This is a genomic window from Cobetia sp. 1AS1 (assembly GCF_029846435.1).
GTDB classification, from domain to species: domain Bacteria; phylum Pseudomonadota; class Gammaproteobacteria; order Pseudomonadales; family Halomonadaceae; genus Cobetia; species Cobetia amphilecti.
The window spans coordinates 163,558-180,044 of record NZ_JARWKU010000007.1; the positions used below are offsets into that span (position 1 = coordinate 163,558).

12 protein-coding genes are annotated in these 16,487 nt (G+C 65.7%); 5 read left to right on the plus strand and 7 right to left on the minus strand.

Going from position 1 to position 16,487, the window contains the following annotated elements; all coding sequences use genetic code 11:
- Nucleotides 1–60: 60 nt before the first annotated feature.
- The 4 genes from QD280_RS12820 (at nucleotide 61) to fhuB (ending at nucleotide 4,800) form a co-directional block, all read left to right on the plus strand.
- Entirely contained in the window at nucleotides 61–828 is a 768-nt protein-coding gene (locus QD280_RS12820; protein ID WP_279839528.1) for an RNA polymerase sigma factor, read from the plus strand.
- Nucleotides 829–927: 99 nt separating this feature from the next.
- Nucleotides 928–1,695: an ATP-binding cassette domain-containing protein gene (locus QD280_RS12825; protein ID WP_043333135.1), complete on the plus strand. Its 768-nt coding sequence runs from the start codon at nucleotides 928–930 to the stop codon at nucleotides 1,693–1,695.
- A gap of 8 nt (nucleotides 1,696–1,703) precedes the next feature.
- Nucleotides 1,704–2,693 (plus strand): ABC transporter substrate-binding protein, encoded by a 990-nt coding sequence (locus tag QD280_RS12830; protein ID WP_279839529.1) that lies wholly within the window; start codon nucleotides 1,704–1,706, stop codon nucleotides 2,691–2,693.
- A gap of 7 nt (nucleotides 2,694–2,700) precedes the next feature.
- Nucleotides 2,701–4,800, plus strand: a complete 2,100-nt coding sequence (gene fhuB, locus QD280_RS12835; protein WP_279839530.1) for a Fe(3+)-hydroxamate ABC transporter permease FhuB — start codon at nucleotides 2,701–2,703, stop codon at nucleotides 4,798–4,800.
- A gap of 115 nt (nucleotides 4,801–4,915) precedes the next feature.
- On the opposite strand, the gene purU is transcribed toward fhuB, so the two are convergent.
- The 6 genes from purU to glyA all read right to left on the minus strand — a co-directional run bounded on the left by purU (nucleotide 4,916) and on the right by glyA (nucleotide 12,877).
- Nucleotides 4,916–5,791, minus strand: coding sequence for a formyltetrahydrofolate deformylase (gene purU / locus QD280_RS12840; RefSeq protein ID WP_054555342.1), 876 nt, complete (start codon nucleotides 5,789–5,791; stop codon nucleotides 4,916–4,918).
- Between the two features lie 233 nt (nucleotides 5,792–6,024).
- Complete coding sequence (soxG, locus tag QD280_RS12845) at nucleotides 6,025–6,726, minus strand: sarcosine oxidase subunit gamma family protein (protein ID WP_279839532.1); 702 nt, start codon at nucleotides 6,724–6,726, stop codon at nucleotides 6,025–6,027.
- On the minus strand, nucleotides 6,719–9,826 hold the full coding sequence (locus tag QD280_RS12850; protein ID WP_279839534.1) for a sarcosine oxidase subunit alpha family protein: 3,108 nt from the start codon (nucleotides 9,824–9,826) through the stop codon (nucleotides 6,719–6,721). The genes soxG and QD280_RS12850 overlap by 8 nt, the downstream gene beginning before the upstream one ends.
- Nucleotides 9,823–10,149, minus strand: coding sequence for a sarcosine oxidase subunit delta (locus tag QD280_RS12855; RefSeq protein ID WP_043333138.1), 327 nt, complete (start codon nucleotides 10,147–10,149; stop codon nucleotides 9,823–9,825). Before QD280_RS12855 ends, QD280_RS12850 begins: the two co-directional genes overlap by 4 nt.
- A gap of 25 nt (nucleotides 10,150–10,174) precedes the next feature.
- Nucleotides 10,175–11,425, minus strand: a complete 1,251-nt coding sequence (locus QD280_RS12860) for a sarcosine oxidase subunit beta family protein (RefSeq protein WP_043333139.1) — start codon at nucleotides 11,423–11,425, stop codon at nucleotides 10,175–10,177.
- Between the two features lie 141 nt (nucleotides 11,426–11,566).
- Entirely contained in the window at nucleotides 11,567–12,877 is a 1,311-nt protein-coding gene (glyA, locus tag QD280_RS12865) for a serine hydroxymethyltransferase (protein ID WP_279839537.1), read from the minus strand.
- 372 nt (nucleotides 12,878–13,249) lie between these two features.
- Here glyA and QD280_RS12870 point away from each other — a divergent pair, with 372 nt between their 5' ends.
- A complete protein-coding gene (locus tag QD280_RS12870) occupies nucleotides 13,250–14,140 on the plus strand; it encodes an AEC family transporter (protein WP_054555340.1) in 891 nt (296 codons plus the stop codon).
- A gap of 559 nt (nucleotides 14,141–14,699) precedes the next feature.
- Here QD280_RS12870 and nhaC read toward each other — a convergent pair.
- Nucleotides 14,700–16,232, minus strand: coding sequence for a Na+/H+ antiporter NhaC (gene nhaC, locus QD280_RS12875; protein ID WP_279839540.1), 1,533 nt, complete (start codon nucleotides 16,230–16,232; stop codon nucleotides 14,700–14,702).
- Nucleotides 16,233–16,487 lie beyond the last annotated feature (255 nt).

A 16,487-nucleotide genomic window follows, 5' to 3' on the forward strand; every position in this document is an offset into this window, starting at 1 on the left:
TGATTCGTAACAACAATACCATTACCCTCCCATCACGACAGATCTCATTGCGAGCCGTGGATGTCCTCTCACGCCAAGCCCCCAGTTCGGCCTCATCGCGACACGGATGAGCGAACGCCTGACGCACACGGGCCAGAAGCTGAAACGCCCGCTGAGCTGCAGGCTTGTGCTGCACAGCAATACCGCCACTCGCTGGACCAGCTGTTTGCCGAGCATCGTCACGAACTGACCGGCTTTCTGGTGCGCCAGCTGGGCTCGCATGAGCTGGCGGAAGACATCAGCCATGAGGTCTATCTGCGTCTGCGCCTGACCGGAGACTGGCCCGCCAATCCGCGCGCCTGGCTATTTCGCATCGCACGCAATCTGATCATCGACCACCACCGTCACCAGTCCCGCGCACCGGAATTCGAATCGGTGTCCGAGGGCGATGAGCGCGTGGCGGCCGCCCATCTGGACCCGGAGAGGAGCCTGGCGCGCCGCCAGAAGCTGCAGGTCGTCGATGCGGCACTCTCCGAGCTGGCGGGCCACTTTCGCCTCGCCCTGACCTGGTATCGTCTCGAGGGCCTGACCAAGCGCGAGATCGGCGAGCGACTCGGCGTGTCCGAGCGCATGGCGGGTCGCTACGTCACCCAGGCGCAGCAGCACTGCGAGATGCGGCTGGCCGCGGCGGGCTGTTATCGCAATGAAGTCAGCCGCGACTGTGCCGCCTGCCAGCAGGACACCGCGGATTCGCCGCTGGCCGTGCGCCAAACGTCAACCGCGCCCGGCAAGGCGCGACGACGAAGCCGGCGTGATGACAGTCCGACAGCAAGAGGCGATCAGCACTGATGGCCCCGCGGAGCACGGATGGGCGAACGTCTCCGCGTCATGTCGCCCAGAATGAATCGCCCCTAGCCTGACGCCCTGACCACGGATGACGATGCTTTCATGTTCACTCTCGACCACCTGCGCTTTGACCTCGGCGAGCGCTGCCTGCTCAAGACGCAGTCTCTCGATTTCGCCCCCGGCCAGGTGCATGGCCTGATTGGCCACAATGGCTCCGGCAAGTCGACATTGCTCAAGCTGCTGGCGCGTCAGAACACCCCGACCAGTGGCAAGCTGGCGCTGGATGATCGCCCGCTCTCGCAGTTCGGCAGTCGGGAATTCGCGCGGGCGGTGGCCTACCTGCCGCAGCATCTGCCGGCGGCCGAAGCGCTGACCGGCCGCGAGCTGGTCGCCTTCGGCCGTTATCCGTGGCACGGCCTGCTCGGCCGTCCCGGCCCCAAGGATGAAGAAGCCATCGAGCGCGCCATCGCGCTGACCCACACCGAAGCCTTCGCCGAACAGCAGGTCGATACCCTTTCCGGTGGCGAACGTCAGCGCGTGTGGCTGGCCATGCTGCTGGCCCAAGGCAGTCGTTATCTACTGCTGGATGAACCGCTGGCGGCGCTGGATATCGCCCATCAGATCGAGGTGATGGAGCTGGTCTCGCACCTGAGCCACACCCTGGGGCTGGGCATCATCATCGTGCTGCACGACATCAATCTGGCCGCGCGTTACTGCGATCGCCTGGTGGCGCTGCACGGCGGCCAGGTGCTGGCCGAAGGCGCGCCCGACGCGATGATGAACCCCGTCACGCTCAAGGATATCTACGGCGTCGAGATGCAGGTGATCACCCCGCCGCAGAGCCAGCAGCAGATCGCGGTGCCGCTATGAAGTGGCTGTTGGCACTGATCAGTCTGAGCCTGCTGGCGGTGGGGTCCGCCAGCGCTGCCGCAACGGAGGAGGCAGTGGCAGACGAGGCAGCGGCGGACGTGGCTGCGATGAAACAGACCTCCCAGCCACCGGCCGGCTTCGTCGATCGCCCCATCGTGGCACTGGACTGGACCCTGGCCGAGACCCTGACCGGAATCGGGGTACGCGCCATGGGCGTGGGTCAGGTCGCGACCTACGCAAGCTGGGTGGCCCAACCGGCGCTGCCGCAGGGCACGCGGGATCTCGGCCTGCGCACCCAGCCGAATCTGGAGCAGCTGGCCGCTCTCGCCCCCGCCGACATCCTGATCAGCCCGATGCTGTCCAGCCTCGCGCCGCGCCTGTCGGCCATCGCGCCGGTCACCAGCATCGCCATCTATACCCCGGACGCCGACACCTGGCAGACACTGGTCAAGGCGACCCGCCAGCTGGGCAAGCTGACGCAGCGCGAGCCACAGGCCGAACAGCTGATTCGCCTGAGCACCGCTCGCCTGGCCGGTTACAACGCCGCGCTGCGCCAGCAGGCGGCACGCAAGGGCCAATCGCCCCTGCCACTGTTGATGGTGCAATTCATGGATGACCGCCATGTGCGCATCTTCGGCGACAACAGCCTGTTCCAGGCCGTGATCGAGCGCATGGGCATCGACAACGCCTGGCAAGGGGACACCAACGCCTGGGGCTTCGCCACCGTCAGTCTCGAGAAGCTGGTGACGCTGAAGGGCCGCATGGTGGTGGTGGAACCGCTGCCACCCGGCGGACACCAGGCACTGGCGCATAACGGTCTCTGGCAGGCCATGCCCGGCGTGCGCGAGAACAGCCAGGCCTCGGCGCCGCTGTTCCTGCCGCCGGTCTGGAGCTTCGGCGCCCTGCCCTCGGCCAATCGTTTCGCCGCACTGCTTGCCAGCCATCTGATTGATGATGAGGCGGCACTTGAGGGGGAGACCACCGATGGCAACCACTGAGCAAGCCATGAGCACCCGCCCCGCATCAGGCCGTCGCCCGCTGCACCTCACGCCTGGCCGGGCCTGCAGCCTGTTGGCCCTGGCCCTGGTGGTGCTGGGCAGCCTCGCGCTCAACCGTGAAGGCCTGAGCCTGATGCAGGGCCTGACCGCACTGTGGGCATCGCCCGACTTCAGCGCTGCGGCCAGTCTCGGCCAGGCAGACAGCGCGCTGCTTTCTGCGCAGCTGGTGGCGCATGTCAGCTGGTGGCCGCGTCTGGTCTGCGCGCTGCTGGCCGGTGGCGCGCTGGGCATGGCCGGCGTGCTGATGCAGCAGGTGCTGCGCAATCCACTGGCCGCGCCCACTACCCTCGGCGTCGCCAGTGGCGCGAGTCTGGCGATGATGCTGGCGACGCTGTTCGCCCCGGCGTTGATGGCCGGCACGGGTCTTGGGGGAGACGGCTTCCAGCTGGGCCGTGAATGGGTCGCGCTGGCCGGTGGCCTGGCCGCCATGGGGCTGGTGTTCGCGCTGGCCTGGGCGCGAGGCATGTCGCCGACCGTGGTGGTGCTGGCGGGGCTGGTGGTCAACCTCTATATCGGCGCGCTGGGCATGGTGCTGTTGCTGTTCAATCAGGAAGCCCTGCACGGCACCCTGGTATGGGGTGCAGGCTCGCTGGCCCAGAACAGCTGGGATGGCGTGATCACGCTGCTCACCCGTCTGCTGCCGGGCATGTTGCTGGCGCTGGTGCTGATGCGCCCGCTGGCGGTGCTGGACCTCGACGAGGCCAACGCCCGAAGCCTGGGCGTCTCGCTGCGCAAGCTGCGCCTGATGAGTCTGGGACTGGCGGTATTTCTCAGCGCCTGCGTGGTCAGCGTGCTGGGCATCATCGGCTTCATCGGTCTGGCCGCGCCGGCCTGCGTGCGTCTGATGGGTGCGCGCCGTCTGGGCCAGCGCCTGCTGTGGGCACCATTGTTCGGGGCGCTGCTGCTGGCGGTGACGGACCAGGTGGTCGCCAGTCTCGATGGCCTGCTGCCCAACCTGATTCCGACCGGCGCGATGACGGCGGCCCTCGGCGCGCCGCTGCTGCTGTGGCTGATTCCGCGCCTCAAGATGGCGCAGGGGGCTGGCCCCGCCAGCCATCACGGCATGTCACTGACGCATCGTCATCCCCGCCCCGACCGCCTGCTCGGCTGGTTGCTGGCCGGGGTCTGCGTGGCCCTGATGCTGGCCCTGCTGGTCGGCAATGGCGCCGATGGCTGGACCCTGGGCAGTGACATGCTCCAACAGCTGATGGCCGGCCAGGCCAGCGTGCTGGACTTCCGCCTGCCACGGGTACTGGCGGCGGCAGGCGCCGGCGTGCTGCTGGCCCTGGCCGGCACCCTGTTGCAGCGCCTGACCAGCAACCCGATGGCCAGCCCCGAGATTCTCGGCATCAGCGGCGGCACCGCCATCGCCCTGATGCTGACGCTGCTGCTGGTCCCGTCGCCGGGGCAACTGACCCTGCTGGGCGCAGGCATCTGCGGGGCGCTGGCCTGTCTGGCACTGCTGGTGGTGCTCAATCATCGCAGTGGCTTCATTCCCGAACGCGTGCTGCTGTGCGGGGTGGCGATCACGGCGCTCTACGATGCGGTGCGCGGCATCATCCTCGCCGATGGCGACCCGCGCGGTCAGCAGATTCTGGCCTGGCTGTCCGGCTCCACCTATTACGTGGGCCTCTCCGCGGCGGTTGGCGTGCTCGCGCTGGCGATCATCGCGGTCCTGCTGGTGCGTCCGCTGGCGCGCTGGCTGGATATCCTGCCACTGGGCATGGCGAGCGCCAGTGCGCTGGGCATCGGCGTGACCCGTGCCCGCCTGGTGCTGCTGGGTGCGGTGGCGGTGCTGACCGCGCTGGCGACCCTGATCGTCGGCCCGCTGTCCTTCGTCGGCCTGCTGGCCCCACATCTGGCACGTCTGCTGGGGCTGAGCCGCGCCCGTGAACACATGCTCGGCGCGGTGCTGTGCGGCGCGCTGTTGATGGTGCTGGCCGACTGGCTGGGCCGCCAGCTGCTGTCGCCCTACGAGATCCCCGCCGGCCTGATGGCCTCGCTGATCGGCGGCAGCTACTTCCTGTGGAGCCTGCGCAGAAGCTGACGCGCATCCGCACACGCATAAACGACGAAGCCCGCCACCGAAAGGTCGCGGGCTTCGTCGTTTGTGGAGTCGGTGAAATTCATGAACAGAGTGAGCTGGTGGACGCAGCCCGGGCTCAGTTGCCGAACACCACCGTGCGCTTGTCATGCAGGAAGACGCGACGCTCGAGGTGATAACGCACGCCGCGCGACAGGGTCAGGCACTCGATATCACGGCCCTTGGCGATCAGGTCTTCGGGATAGTGGGCGTGATCCACCGTCTCGACGCCCTGGGTGATGATCGGCCCTTCATCGAGATCATCATTGATGTAGTGCGCGGTGGCGCCGACCAGCTTGACGCCCTTCTCGTAGGCCTGGTGATAGGGGCGTGCGCCCTTGAAGCCCGGCAGCAGCGAGTGGTGGATATTGATCGCCCGCCCCGAGAGCTTCTCGCACATGTCGCTCGACAGCACCTGCATGTAGCGCGCCAGAATCACCAGCTCGGCCCCGGTGTCCTGCACGATCTGCCATACCTGGGCTTCCTGCTCGGCCTTGGTCTCGGCGGTGATCGGCAGGTGGTGATACGGCAGGCCATGCCACTCGGCCAGCGGCGCCATGTCCGGATGGTTGGAGATGACGGCGGTGATGTCCATCGGCAGCTGGCCGATGCGATGGCGATAGAGCAGGTCGTTCAGGCAATGGTCCGAGCGCGAGACCATGATGACCACCTTCATGCGCTCATCCGGCGCACTCAGGCTGACGTCCATCTCGAAGTCGGCGGCACGCGTGCCCAGGCCCTGCTCGAAACTCGCGGCATCGAAGCCGTCATCGAGGGCACCGGCCTCGGTCTGCGGACGAAATTCGGCCCGGATGAAGAAGCGCCCCGACAGGCGGTCATCGAAGGAATTGAGCTCGGTGATATAGCAGCCCTGCTCGCGCAGGTAGCGTGTCACGACGTCCACCGTGCCGATGCGGCTGGGACATTGGGCGGTCAGAATCCAGGTATCACGCATACGTAGGTGCCTGTCATGTAAGGATTATCTATTGTTGGAAGCAGCAACGTCAGGGTTGCATCCGAGGCCCTGCGCGACAAACCAATATTATTGAGGCGGGCTTCAGTATTTCTGAAGCCCGCCTCCTGGCCCGGGCAAGGCCCCTGGCAGTCGATTCAAGTCATTGCGCGCGCCTGCGACAGACCTCTCTCAAGACGCAGATCTCTTCAGACGCAGACCTCAGGCCTCAGACCTCAGGCCTTGATGCAGACCCCGAATTCCTCGCTGGCATCCAGCAGCCAGCGGCCGAGGTAATCGGCGAAGCTTCTGCGCACCACCAGCTCGAATTCGCTCTCGCTGACGCGGCGCAGCACCAGTGTCGCCTTGGCGAACACCGCCGGCACGCCACGTCCGACCGGGAAGGCACGCGGGTGCACATCGGTGGGCGTCGACTTCATCAGCACCTGACGCGCCTGGTCGCCACTCAGCGAGATGACGGTCTGACCACCGCTGACGTTGACCACCTGATAGCGGCCGGCCAACGCCTCATGCAGCGCCTTCTCGACAGTGAAGGCTTCCTCGCCGGGCACCAGGATCAGCCACTCATCCGGTGACAGCCACTGGATCGAGCGACCGCCCTCATTCTGATGGAGGGTCGCCGGCGTCAACGGCAGCGCCAGACCCAGCGCCGCCTCGACACCCTCGGCGAAGCCCGGCTGCGCAGGGTCACCGCGCAGCGTCAGGTGACCGAGAAACGCCTTCTCCTCAAGCACGACGCCGGCATCGCCGTCATCGCGGGCCGTGAACAGATGCGCCAGCGGCGAACGGGCGCACTGAGCGTGGACCTCGGGCGTCGGGCGCTGGTCGATCACCGACGTCTGGGAACTTGTCATGTCCTGCGGCTGCGCATCGACGGCGGCACCCGCTTGCGGGTCGAGTGTGGTGGCATCAGACATGCTGGCGCTCCCCTTTCTTGTCGTAGAACACCGGTGAGGTGATTTCGGCTTCCAGCGTCGTGCCATCGGCCTGCGGCAGGAACACCGTCTCGCCGATGCGCTTGGCACCGCCCTTGACCACCGCCAGCGCGAAGCCATGTCCCAGCGTCGGGCTGAAGTAGCTGGAGGTCACGTGACCGACCATCGGCATCGGGATGGCATGCTCAGGGTCGAAGACGATCTGCGAGCCTTCCGGCAGCACGATGCGCTCATCGCCGGCCTTCTTGCGCGTCGGAATCAGGCCGACCATCTGCTTGCGGTCATCGCGGCGGGTATCCGGACGCGACAGCGCACGCTTGCCGATCCAGGAATACGGCTTGTTGTAGCCGACACACCACTGCATGCCGAGATCTTCCGGGGTGATCGAGCCATCGGTGTCCTGACCGACGATGATGAAGCCCTTCTCGGCGCGCAGCACGTGCATGGTCTCGGTGCCGTAGGGCGTGAGGCCGTACTTCTTGCCGCACTCGAACAGGCGCTTCCAGACATGCAGCCCGTAGTTGGCCGGCACGTTGAGCTCGTAGGACAGCTCGCCGGTGAAGGAGATGCGGAAGATGCGCCCGGGAATGTCGGCAATCAGTCCTTCACGCACTTCCATGAACTTGAAACTGTCACGGTCAAGGTCGATGTCGGTCAGCTCGCCGACCAGCGCACGCGCCTCGGGGCCGGTGACGGTCAGGGTCGCCCAGTGATCGGTGACGCTGGTCATCTGCACGTCCAGTTCCGGCCATTCGGTCTGGTGCCACAGCTCCAGCCATTCCAGGATCGAGGCCGCGCCACCGGTGGTGGTGGTCATCAGGAAGTGGTCTTCGGCCAGACAGGTGGTGACACCATCGTCCATCACCATGCCGTCGTCGTGACACATCAGGCCGTAGCGCGCCTTGCCGACGCCCAGCTTGGCCCAGGCGTTGGTGTAGATGCGGTTGAGGAATTCGCGCGCATCGCGACCGGTGATGTCGATCTTGCCCAGGGTCGAGGCGTCCAGCACGCCGACCTTCTCGCGCACCGCCAGACACTCACGCTCGACCGCGGCATGCATGTCCTCACTGCCCTGCGGGTAGTACCAGGGGCGCTTCCACTGGCCGACATCCTCGAACCTGGCGCCCTGCGCTACGTGCCATTCATGCATCGCGGTGTAGCGGATCGGGTCGAACAGCTCGCCGCAGTGACGGCCGACGATGGCGCCGAAGGTCACCGGCGTGTAGTTGGGACGGAACACGGTGGTGCCGGTGTCGGGGATGGTCTGCCCCAGACAGCGCGCGGCGACCGCCATGCCGTTGATGTTGCCCAGCTTGCCCTGGTCGGTGCCGAAGCCCATCGCGGTGTAGCGCTTGACGTGCTCGATGGACTCGAAGCCTTCGCGGGTGGCGAGCTCGATACCGGCGGCGGTGACGTCGTTCTGCAGATCGACGAACTGCTTGGGCGCGCGTGCGGTGGGCTTGTCATGCGGCACCTGATAGAGCGGCAGCATCGGCGTTTCTGCAAGTTCGGAGACCGCAGGCACCTCGGCCTGGGCGGTCTCGAACTCGCAGGCTTCCACCGCGGCGACACCGCTGGCGTAGGCCGCGACCAGCACATCTTCCAGCGCGAAGCTGCCATTGGCGGCGCCGCAGGCATCGAAGCCCTTGAGCATCGGTGCGCCCAGCGCGGGCAGGAAGCCGTGGATCTCGTCGCTCCATACCGGACGCGCACCGGTGTGCGCTGCCAGGTGAACCACCGGGCTGTAGCCGCCGGAGCTCGCGATGGTGTCGCAGGCGAGCTCTTCCACTGCCCCCGTCACGCTGAAGGCATCGATATCGATGTCCGCGATGCGCGCGCCTGTCACGCGGCGCTCGCCCTTGGCCTCGATCACGGCGGCGCCGGCGATGATGCGGATGCCCGCGGCACGCGCCGCCTCGACCATCACGCCGGAGGGCGCCGGACGCGCATCGGCGATCGCGACCACTTCACGACCGGCCGCCGCCCAGGCAAGTGCCGCGCGATAGGCGTGGTCGTTGTTGACCGACAGCACCAGCTTGTCACCGGCGGCGACGCCGTAACGGGTCAGATAGGTGGTGACGGCACCGGCCAGCAGGTTGCCCGGCACATCGTTGTGGCTGTAGACCAGTGGCCGCTCGTGGGCGCCGGTGGCCATGATGACGCGATGGGCGCGCACGCGGTGCAGGCGGGAGCGTGCCTGCTGGGCGCCGCGGGCATTCAAGGGCGCGAGATCGGACTGATGCTCGGTACGGCGCTCGTGCAGGGTCACGAAGTTGTGATCGTGATAGCCATTGGCGGTGGTGCGCGGCAGAAGCTGCACATCCTCACAGGCTTCGAGTTCCGCCAGCACCGCGTCACGCCATTCGATGGCAGGCTGGCCGTCCAGGGTCTGATCGAGGCAGTCCGCCGACATGGAGAGCAGTGAGCCACCCAGCTCTTCCTGCTCGTCACACAGGATGACGCGCGCGCCGCTGCGGGCCGCGACCAGCGCCGCCATCAGGCCCGCCGGGCCGGAGCCGATCACCAGCACATCGGTGTGCTGATGCAGGTGATCATAGATATCCGGGTCGTCCTCGAGCGGAGAACGCCCGAGACCGGCGGCCTTGCGGATGTACTTCTCGTAGGTCATCCACAGCGAGGCCGGCGCCATGAAGGTCTTGTAGTAGAAGCCCGGCGGCATGAACTTGCCGCCCAGCTTGCCGACCTGCGGCAGGAAGCGGCTCATCAGGTCCTTCTGGGCCTTGACCCAGCCGCTGACGGCGTGGGCTTCCAGGCCGTCGTAAAGCGCCTGCTGGGTAGCACGCACGTTGGGCACCTGGCCGGCTTCGGTGCTGCCCAGCTGCAGGATGGCGTTGGGCTCTTCGGCACCGGCGGCGACCAGGCCGCGCGGACGCGCATACTTGAAGCTGGCGTTGAGCACGTCGAGGCCGTTGGCCATCAGTGCCGAGGCGAGGGTATCGCCTGCCAGGCCCTGATAGCGCTTGCCATTGAAGGTGAAGGTCAGCGGCGTGGCGCGGTCGATGCGTCCACCCGAGGCGAGACGGCGCGGGGCAGCGGCGGTCTGGTTGTCTTGCTGGCTCATGCGCTCACCCCCTTGGCTTGCGTGGTCGGATCGGCTTTCGTCTCACCGGTGATGGTGGGCTGCTCGCCCATGCGATAGGTCTCGAGAATCTCGTAGGTCACGGTGTGGCGGGTGATGTTGAAATACTTGCGACAGCCCACGGCGTGAATCCACAGCTCGTGGTGGACGCCACGCGGGTTGTTGCGGAAGAACAGATAATCCCCCCACTCGGCATCGGAGCAGGCTTCGGGGTCCTTCGGGCGCTCGATATGCGCCTGACCCTTGACGTGGAATTCCTCTTCCTCGCGCAGCTCGCCGCAGTAGGGACAGAAGATATGCATCATGGTCGGTCGTCTCCTGACGGCAGGTTCAGTGCGCGACGCCAGCGGCGCCATGTTCGTCGATCAGCTTGCCCGTGTTGAAACGGTCATAGGAGAAGGGCTCTGCCAGCGGATGGGTGCGCCCCTTGGCCAGTGTCCAGGCAAAGACGTTGCCGGAACCCGGCGTGGCCTTGAAGCCACCGGTACCCCAACCGCAGTTGAAATAGAGCCCCTTCACGGGCGTCTTGGAAATGATCGGGCAGGCGTCCGGGCAGGTGTCGACGATGCCGCCCCACTGACGGTTCATGCGTACCCGCGAGAAGATCGGGAACATCTCGACGATGGCCTGCAGGGTGTGCTCGATGGTCGGGTAGCTGCCACGCTGGCCGTAGCCCACGTAGCCGTCGATGCCGGCACCGATGACCAGGTCGCCCTTGTCCGACTGGCTGACATAACCGTGGACGTGGTTGGACATCACTACGGTGTCGAGAATCGGCTTGAGCGGCTCGGAGACCAGCGCCTGCAGCGGGTGGGATTCCAGCGGCAGACGGAAGCCGGCCTTCTCGGCCATCACGCCGGAGTTGCCGGCGGTGACCACGCCGACACGCTTGGCACCGATGAAGCCGCGCGAGGTTTCCACCCCGACGATGGCGCCATCCTGCTTGCGGAATCCGGTGACTTCGGTCTGCTGGATCAGGTCGACGCCGAGGCTGTCGGCGCCGCGCGCGAAGCCCCAGGCCACGGCGTCGTGACGTGCCACGCCACCGCGCGGCTGCCAGGAGGCACCGAGAATCGGGTAGCGTGCGCGGCTCGAGCAGTCCATCGCCGGCACCAGTTCCTGCACCTGCTGGGCGTCCAGTACTTCGCCATCGATGCCCTGCAGACGGTTGGCATTCACGCGGCGCTGGATGTCACGCATGTCCTGCAGGGTGTGGCCCAGGTTGAGCACGCCACGCTGGGAGAACATCACGTTGTAGTTGAGATCCTGGGACAGGCCTTCCCACAGCTTCATGGAGTGCTCGTAGAGCGCCGCCGCCTCGTCCCACAGATAGTTGGAGCGCACCAGGGTAGTGTTGCGCGCGGTGTTGCCGCCGCCCAACCAGCCCTTCTCGATCACCGCGACATTGGTGATGCCGTGCTCCTTGGCCAGATAGTAGGCCGTGGCCAGACCATGCCCGCCGCCACCGACGATGACGACGTCGTATTCCTTCTTGGGTTCTGGGCTACGCCAGACCTTCTGCCAGTTCTCATGGTGGCTGAGCGCATGCTTGACCAGCCCGAATCCCGAGTAACGCTGCATTTGCCACCCTCCTCACATCTTTGCCACCGCAAGCGCTGTCCGGTGCTCTCGCCCGAGTGATGTCTGTTGTTGTCACCCGAGTGATGTCTCTGCGCTTGCGGCATGTGTCGTTGTTATCGTTGTCTCTCGCCAGCGCCTTGTTCAGGCAAGCGCGGCGGGGTCGGTCACACTGGCGGAGGCGTAGACCGGGAAGCGGGCACAGACTTCCTCGACCTTGCCGCGTACCTCGGCTTCCACCTTGGCGCTCTCGCCGGTGGACAGCGCGTCGAGCAGATCACAGATCCAGCCGGCCAGTGCCTCGCATTCCGCCTCGCCGAAGCCGCGCGTGGTGGCGGCCGGAGTGCCGATGCGCAGCCCGGATGTCACGAAGGGGCTCTGCGGGTCATTCGGCACGCTGTTCTTGTTGACGGTGATGTGGGCGCGACCCAGTGAGGCGTCCGCGTCCTTGCCGGTCACGCCCTGACGGATCAGCGAGACGAGGAACAGGTGGTCATCGGTACCGCCGGAGACCACGTCATAGCCGCGCGCCATGAAGACCTCGGCCATCACGCGAGCATTGGCGATCACGCGGGCCTGATAGCTGACGAAGTCCTGGCTCATCGCTTCCTTGAAGGCCGCAGCCTTGGCGGCGATGACGTGCATCAGCGGGCCGCCCTGCTGGCCGGGGAAGACGGCGCCATTGAGCTTCTTGTGCAGCGCTTCATCACCGGTGGCGGAGAGAATCAGGCCACCGCGCGGGCCGCGCAGCGTCTTGTGCGTGGTGGTGGTGACGACATGGGCGTAGGGCAGCGGGCTCGGGTAGTGACCCGCCGCGACCAGACCGGCCACGTGGGCCATGTCGACCATCAGCCAGGCGCCGATCTCGTCGGCGATATCGCGGAAGCGACGCCAGTTGACCACGCGCGAGTAGGCGGAGAAGCCGGCGATGATCATCTTCGGCTTGTGCTCGCGCGCCAGACGTTCCATTTCCTCGTAGTCCAGCTCGCCGCTTTCGGTCAGGCCGTACTGGATGGCGTTGTAGTGCTTGCCGGAGAAGTTGGGTGCCGCGCCGTGGGTCAGGTGGCCGCCATGCGCCAGGCTCATGCCGAGGATGGTGTCACCCGGCGAGACGAGTGCCATGAACACGGCCGCGTTGGCCTGGGCGCCGGAGTGCGGCTGCACGTTGGCGTAGTCACAGCCGAACAGCGCACAGGCGCGCTCGATGGCCAGCGTCTCGACCTTGTCGACGAATTCGCAGCCGCCGTAGTAGCGCTTGCCGGGATAGCCTTCGGCGTACTTGTTGGTCAGCTGGCTGCCCTGAGCCTCCATCACCAGCGGGCTTGCATAGTTCTCGGAGGCGATCAGCTCGATATGCGCTTCCTGACGCGCTGTCTCTTCGAGGATGGCCTCGGCCAGTGCAGGGTCGAGTCTGGCCAGTCGGTCATCACGGGTGTAGCCATGTTGCTGAGACATTGCGCGCCTCCGGTAAGCGGATCGTTGTTGTTGGAGTGGTTCGATGAAGGGTGATCAGTGATCGTCTGTTCGCTCAAATCCTGTCGAGTCAGCCGGCGCCAAGGCCTTGAGTGGCTGTCTTGACCCGATACTAGCCCTGCCCCCCTGCGGCAAACTGCTTGTCAGCGTCACCCCGCAGCGCGAATGCGACATCGGCAGGCAAAAGCGACATCTCGACGGCCCGCACAGAGCTGCTGCGAATAGTGGCTGCCCGCCACTGGCGCTACACCGAAGCCCCTGCGGGCAGGTATGCTAGACACCGATATCGTGCGATCAGGCGCCGGATGACGACTGATCCATGCAAGCGCGCGCCTGAGGAAGGGAGTTGAGAATATGCTGATGGAATTGCTGGCGGTGATGGCACCGGTACTGTGTGGCGCCGCCATCGGCTTCTTCTGGGTCAGGCTGGGCAACGACTACCCGATGGCCTTCGTCACCCGGCTGGTGCTCTACATCGGCACGCCGGCGCTGATCCTCAATGCGCTGGGCAGCGCCGAGATCGACAACTCGAGCTTTTTGCGCACGGGCCTGGCGACGCTGTCCGTGATGGCCCTGCTGCTGGCGCTGAGCTGGCCCTTCGCGCGCCTGATCGGCAAGCCCTGGAAGGTCGCGGTGGCGCCGTTGCTGTTCTCCAACGTCGGCAACATGGGCCTGCCCGTCTCGCTCTACGCCTTCGGCCAGGCCGGCTTCGCCTACGCCATCACCATCATGGTCACCATGTCGCTGCTGCAGTTCACCCTCGGCGCCTGGCTTGCCAGCACCAGCGGCAACCCGCTGCGCAGCGTGGTGCGCTCGCCGACCATCTGGGCCAGCATCGTCGCCACCCTCATGCTGCTCTGCGATGTGCACATGCCGCGCTTCGTCGCCAACAGCCTGGAGCTGATCTCCGGCTTCACCGTGCCGCTGATGCTGATCACCCTGGGCGTGTCGCTGGCCAGCATTCGTGTCAAGAATCTGGCCGCGGGCGTGGGCTTCAGTGTCCTGCGCATTCCCTTTGCCGCCCTGTGTGCCTGGGGGATCGGCACCCTGCTGGACCTGCCCCCGCTGGCGCTGCACGTGTTGACCATGCAGATGGCCATGCCGGTGGCGGTCTACAACTACATGTTCGCCCAGAAGGCCGGGCGTGAACCGGAGTACGTCGCTACGCTGGTGTTCTGCTCGACGCTCGCCGCCTTCCTCTATCTGCCCATGCTGCTGGCGGCGATGGGGGCGACACTGGGCTGAGCCGACGGAAGCCGCCTGAGCCTTCCCGCAGAGAATGACAGGCACAAAAAAACCACGCGAGCCTGAGCTTGCGTGGTCGTGTGACACCTTCCTGCGGAAACTGCCGTGCCGTGAAGAAGACGGTATTGCACCATCCCGATATTGAGCAGCACGGCGCTTCCTGTTGCGACGATCAGCCTTGTAGTCCTGCTGGCACCCGCTCCCGGCCTGGAGGTGGCGCACCGTTCCCCTGTGTCATCATTGCCCTTTTGACCAAACCCGTGACTGGAGTGGCAGTCGTGGACCTGACGTGAACGCTCTCCGCTCTCGACCCGCAGCTGAAGATGGCATGCAGCCCAACGGGGCCTTGTGCTTATGGCACCAGGGCGAACCCTGGCATGGCCTGGCGGGACTTCCCGCAGAGCCCCCTGCACTGCATGCGCTCATTCACGTGGCAACATCTGAAGGGTAGCCCCGAAGTCGTCTGCACCTCCAGATGGTTTGTGCCGTCTTCCTGCGCGAGTCGACTTGCTCATGAACCTGAGCATGAAGTCTTAGAGCACTCATGCCGAGCAGACTGTCAGCGCACCTCGGGCGTGGCGGCTGGCACTCCCGCCAGGCCCTCGGCCTGCTGCTGACGCAGCTGGGCCAGCGTTGTCACGGCATGTCCCCTGGCTTGCCATTCGGCGCGCTCGGCATCATCGGCCCGGATGATGAAGCGTCCAAGCAGGGTGTAGAGCAGCCCCAGCAACGGTGACAGCCAGCAGGCGAAGGCCAGCGGAATGTAAAGCAGCCCCTCCATGCCCGCACCACCGGCCATCAGCCCCAGTGAACTGATCACCACCGCACCACTGGCATTCCAGGGCACCAGCGGCGAGATCAGCGTGCCGCCCTCTTCCAGTGAGCGTGACAGATTGAGCGTCGAGTAGCCTTCTCCGCGGAATACCGGCGCGTACATGCGCCCCGGCAGAGCAATGGAGAGGTAGGGGTCGCCCGCGATGACATTGGTCAGCGCCGCCGTGGAACTGGCCGCGACCTGCAGCCCGAAGATACCGCGCACCTTGACCAGCACCGCGGCGCACAGCACCTCCAGACAGCCGATCACCTCCAGCATCCCCCCGAAGGCCAGTGCGATCATCACCAGCAGGATGACCCAGGCCATCGACATCAGGCCACCGCGATTGAGCAGGCTGTCAATCTCGCTCACCCCGGTGTTCAGGGTGTAACCACTCTGCATATAACCGAACAGTGCCTTGATGGCCTCGCCCTGGACACCATAGGCCACCACGGCGCCCGCCAGCACCCCGACGAACAGCGCCGGGAGTGCCGGCATGCGCGCGATCGCCAGCGCCATGACCAGCAGCGGCGGCACCAGCACCCAGAGATTGAATTCGAAGGCACCTGACAGCCCAGCAGTGATGGCAGTAATTCGCTCGAGATCCAGCGACTGGCCAGCGGCGAGCAGGTTGCCGGCGATCAGGTAGATCACCAGCGCGATCAGCATGGCGGGAATGGTGGTCGGCATCATGTTGCGGATGTGCGCAAACAGGCTCACGCCGGTGACGGCAGGCGCAAGGTTGGTGGTATCCGACAGCGGCGAGACCTTGTCACCGAAGAAGGCGCCGGACACCACCGCACCGGCGGTCCACCACGGCGGAATGTCGAAGCCGGCCCCGATGCCCATCAGCGCAAGCCCTACCGTACCCACGGTGCCCCAGCTGGTACCCAGCGTGACCGAGACCACCGAGCACAGCAGCATGGCCGCCGCCAGGAAGTATTCCGGCGAGACCAGCTTGAGCCCGTAGTAGATGATCATCGGCACGCTGCCGGAGGCGATCCACACCCCGACCGTCATGCCGACCAGAATCAGGATCGCGATGGAAGGCAGGCCGACACGCACGATGCGCATCATGCCCTCTTCCATCGCCGACCAGCCGTAACCCAGCTTCCAGCCGACCAGCGCCGTCATCGCGACGCCACAGATCAGCGGTACGTGCGGAGTGAATTCACCGAAGACAAACAGTTGCAGGGCCAACACGGCCAGCGTTGCCAGGATAGGCAAGCTGGCCATGGGCAGGGAGGGGCGTTGCGGTGCATCGACATCACGAGTCATGAGACATTGCTCCATTAGCCAGTTGTACTTGTTGTACCCCCACGCTAACCGACCCATGTCTGGACAGATGACTGACAGCGTCATCGGTCTCCCTGTATGCGACATCGTCTACGACTTTCCGCCTATCACTTGCGCGAGATTCATTCACCTCGCCGGGGACTGTCACCAACTTCATCTTGTGGTGAAAAGACGCTCTCCACCAGAACCTCAGATCCTCTGATTCTCAGTTCCTCAGAACCTCAGAACCTCAGAACC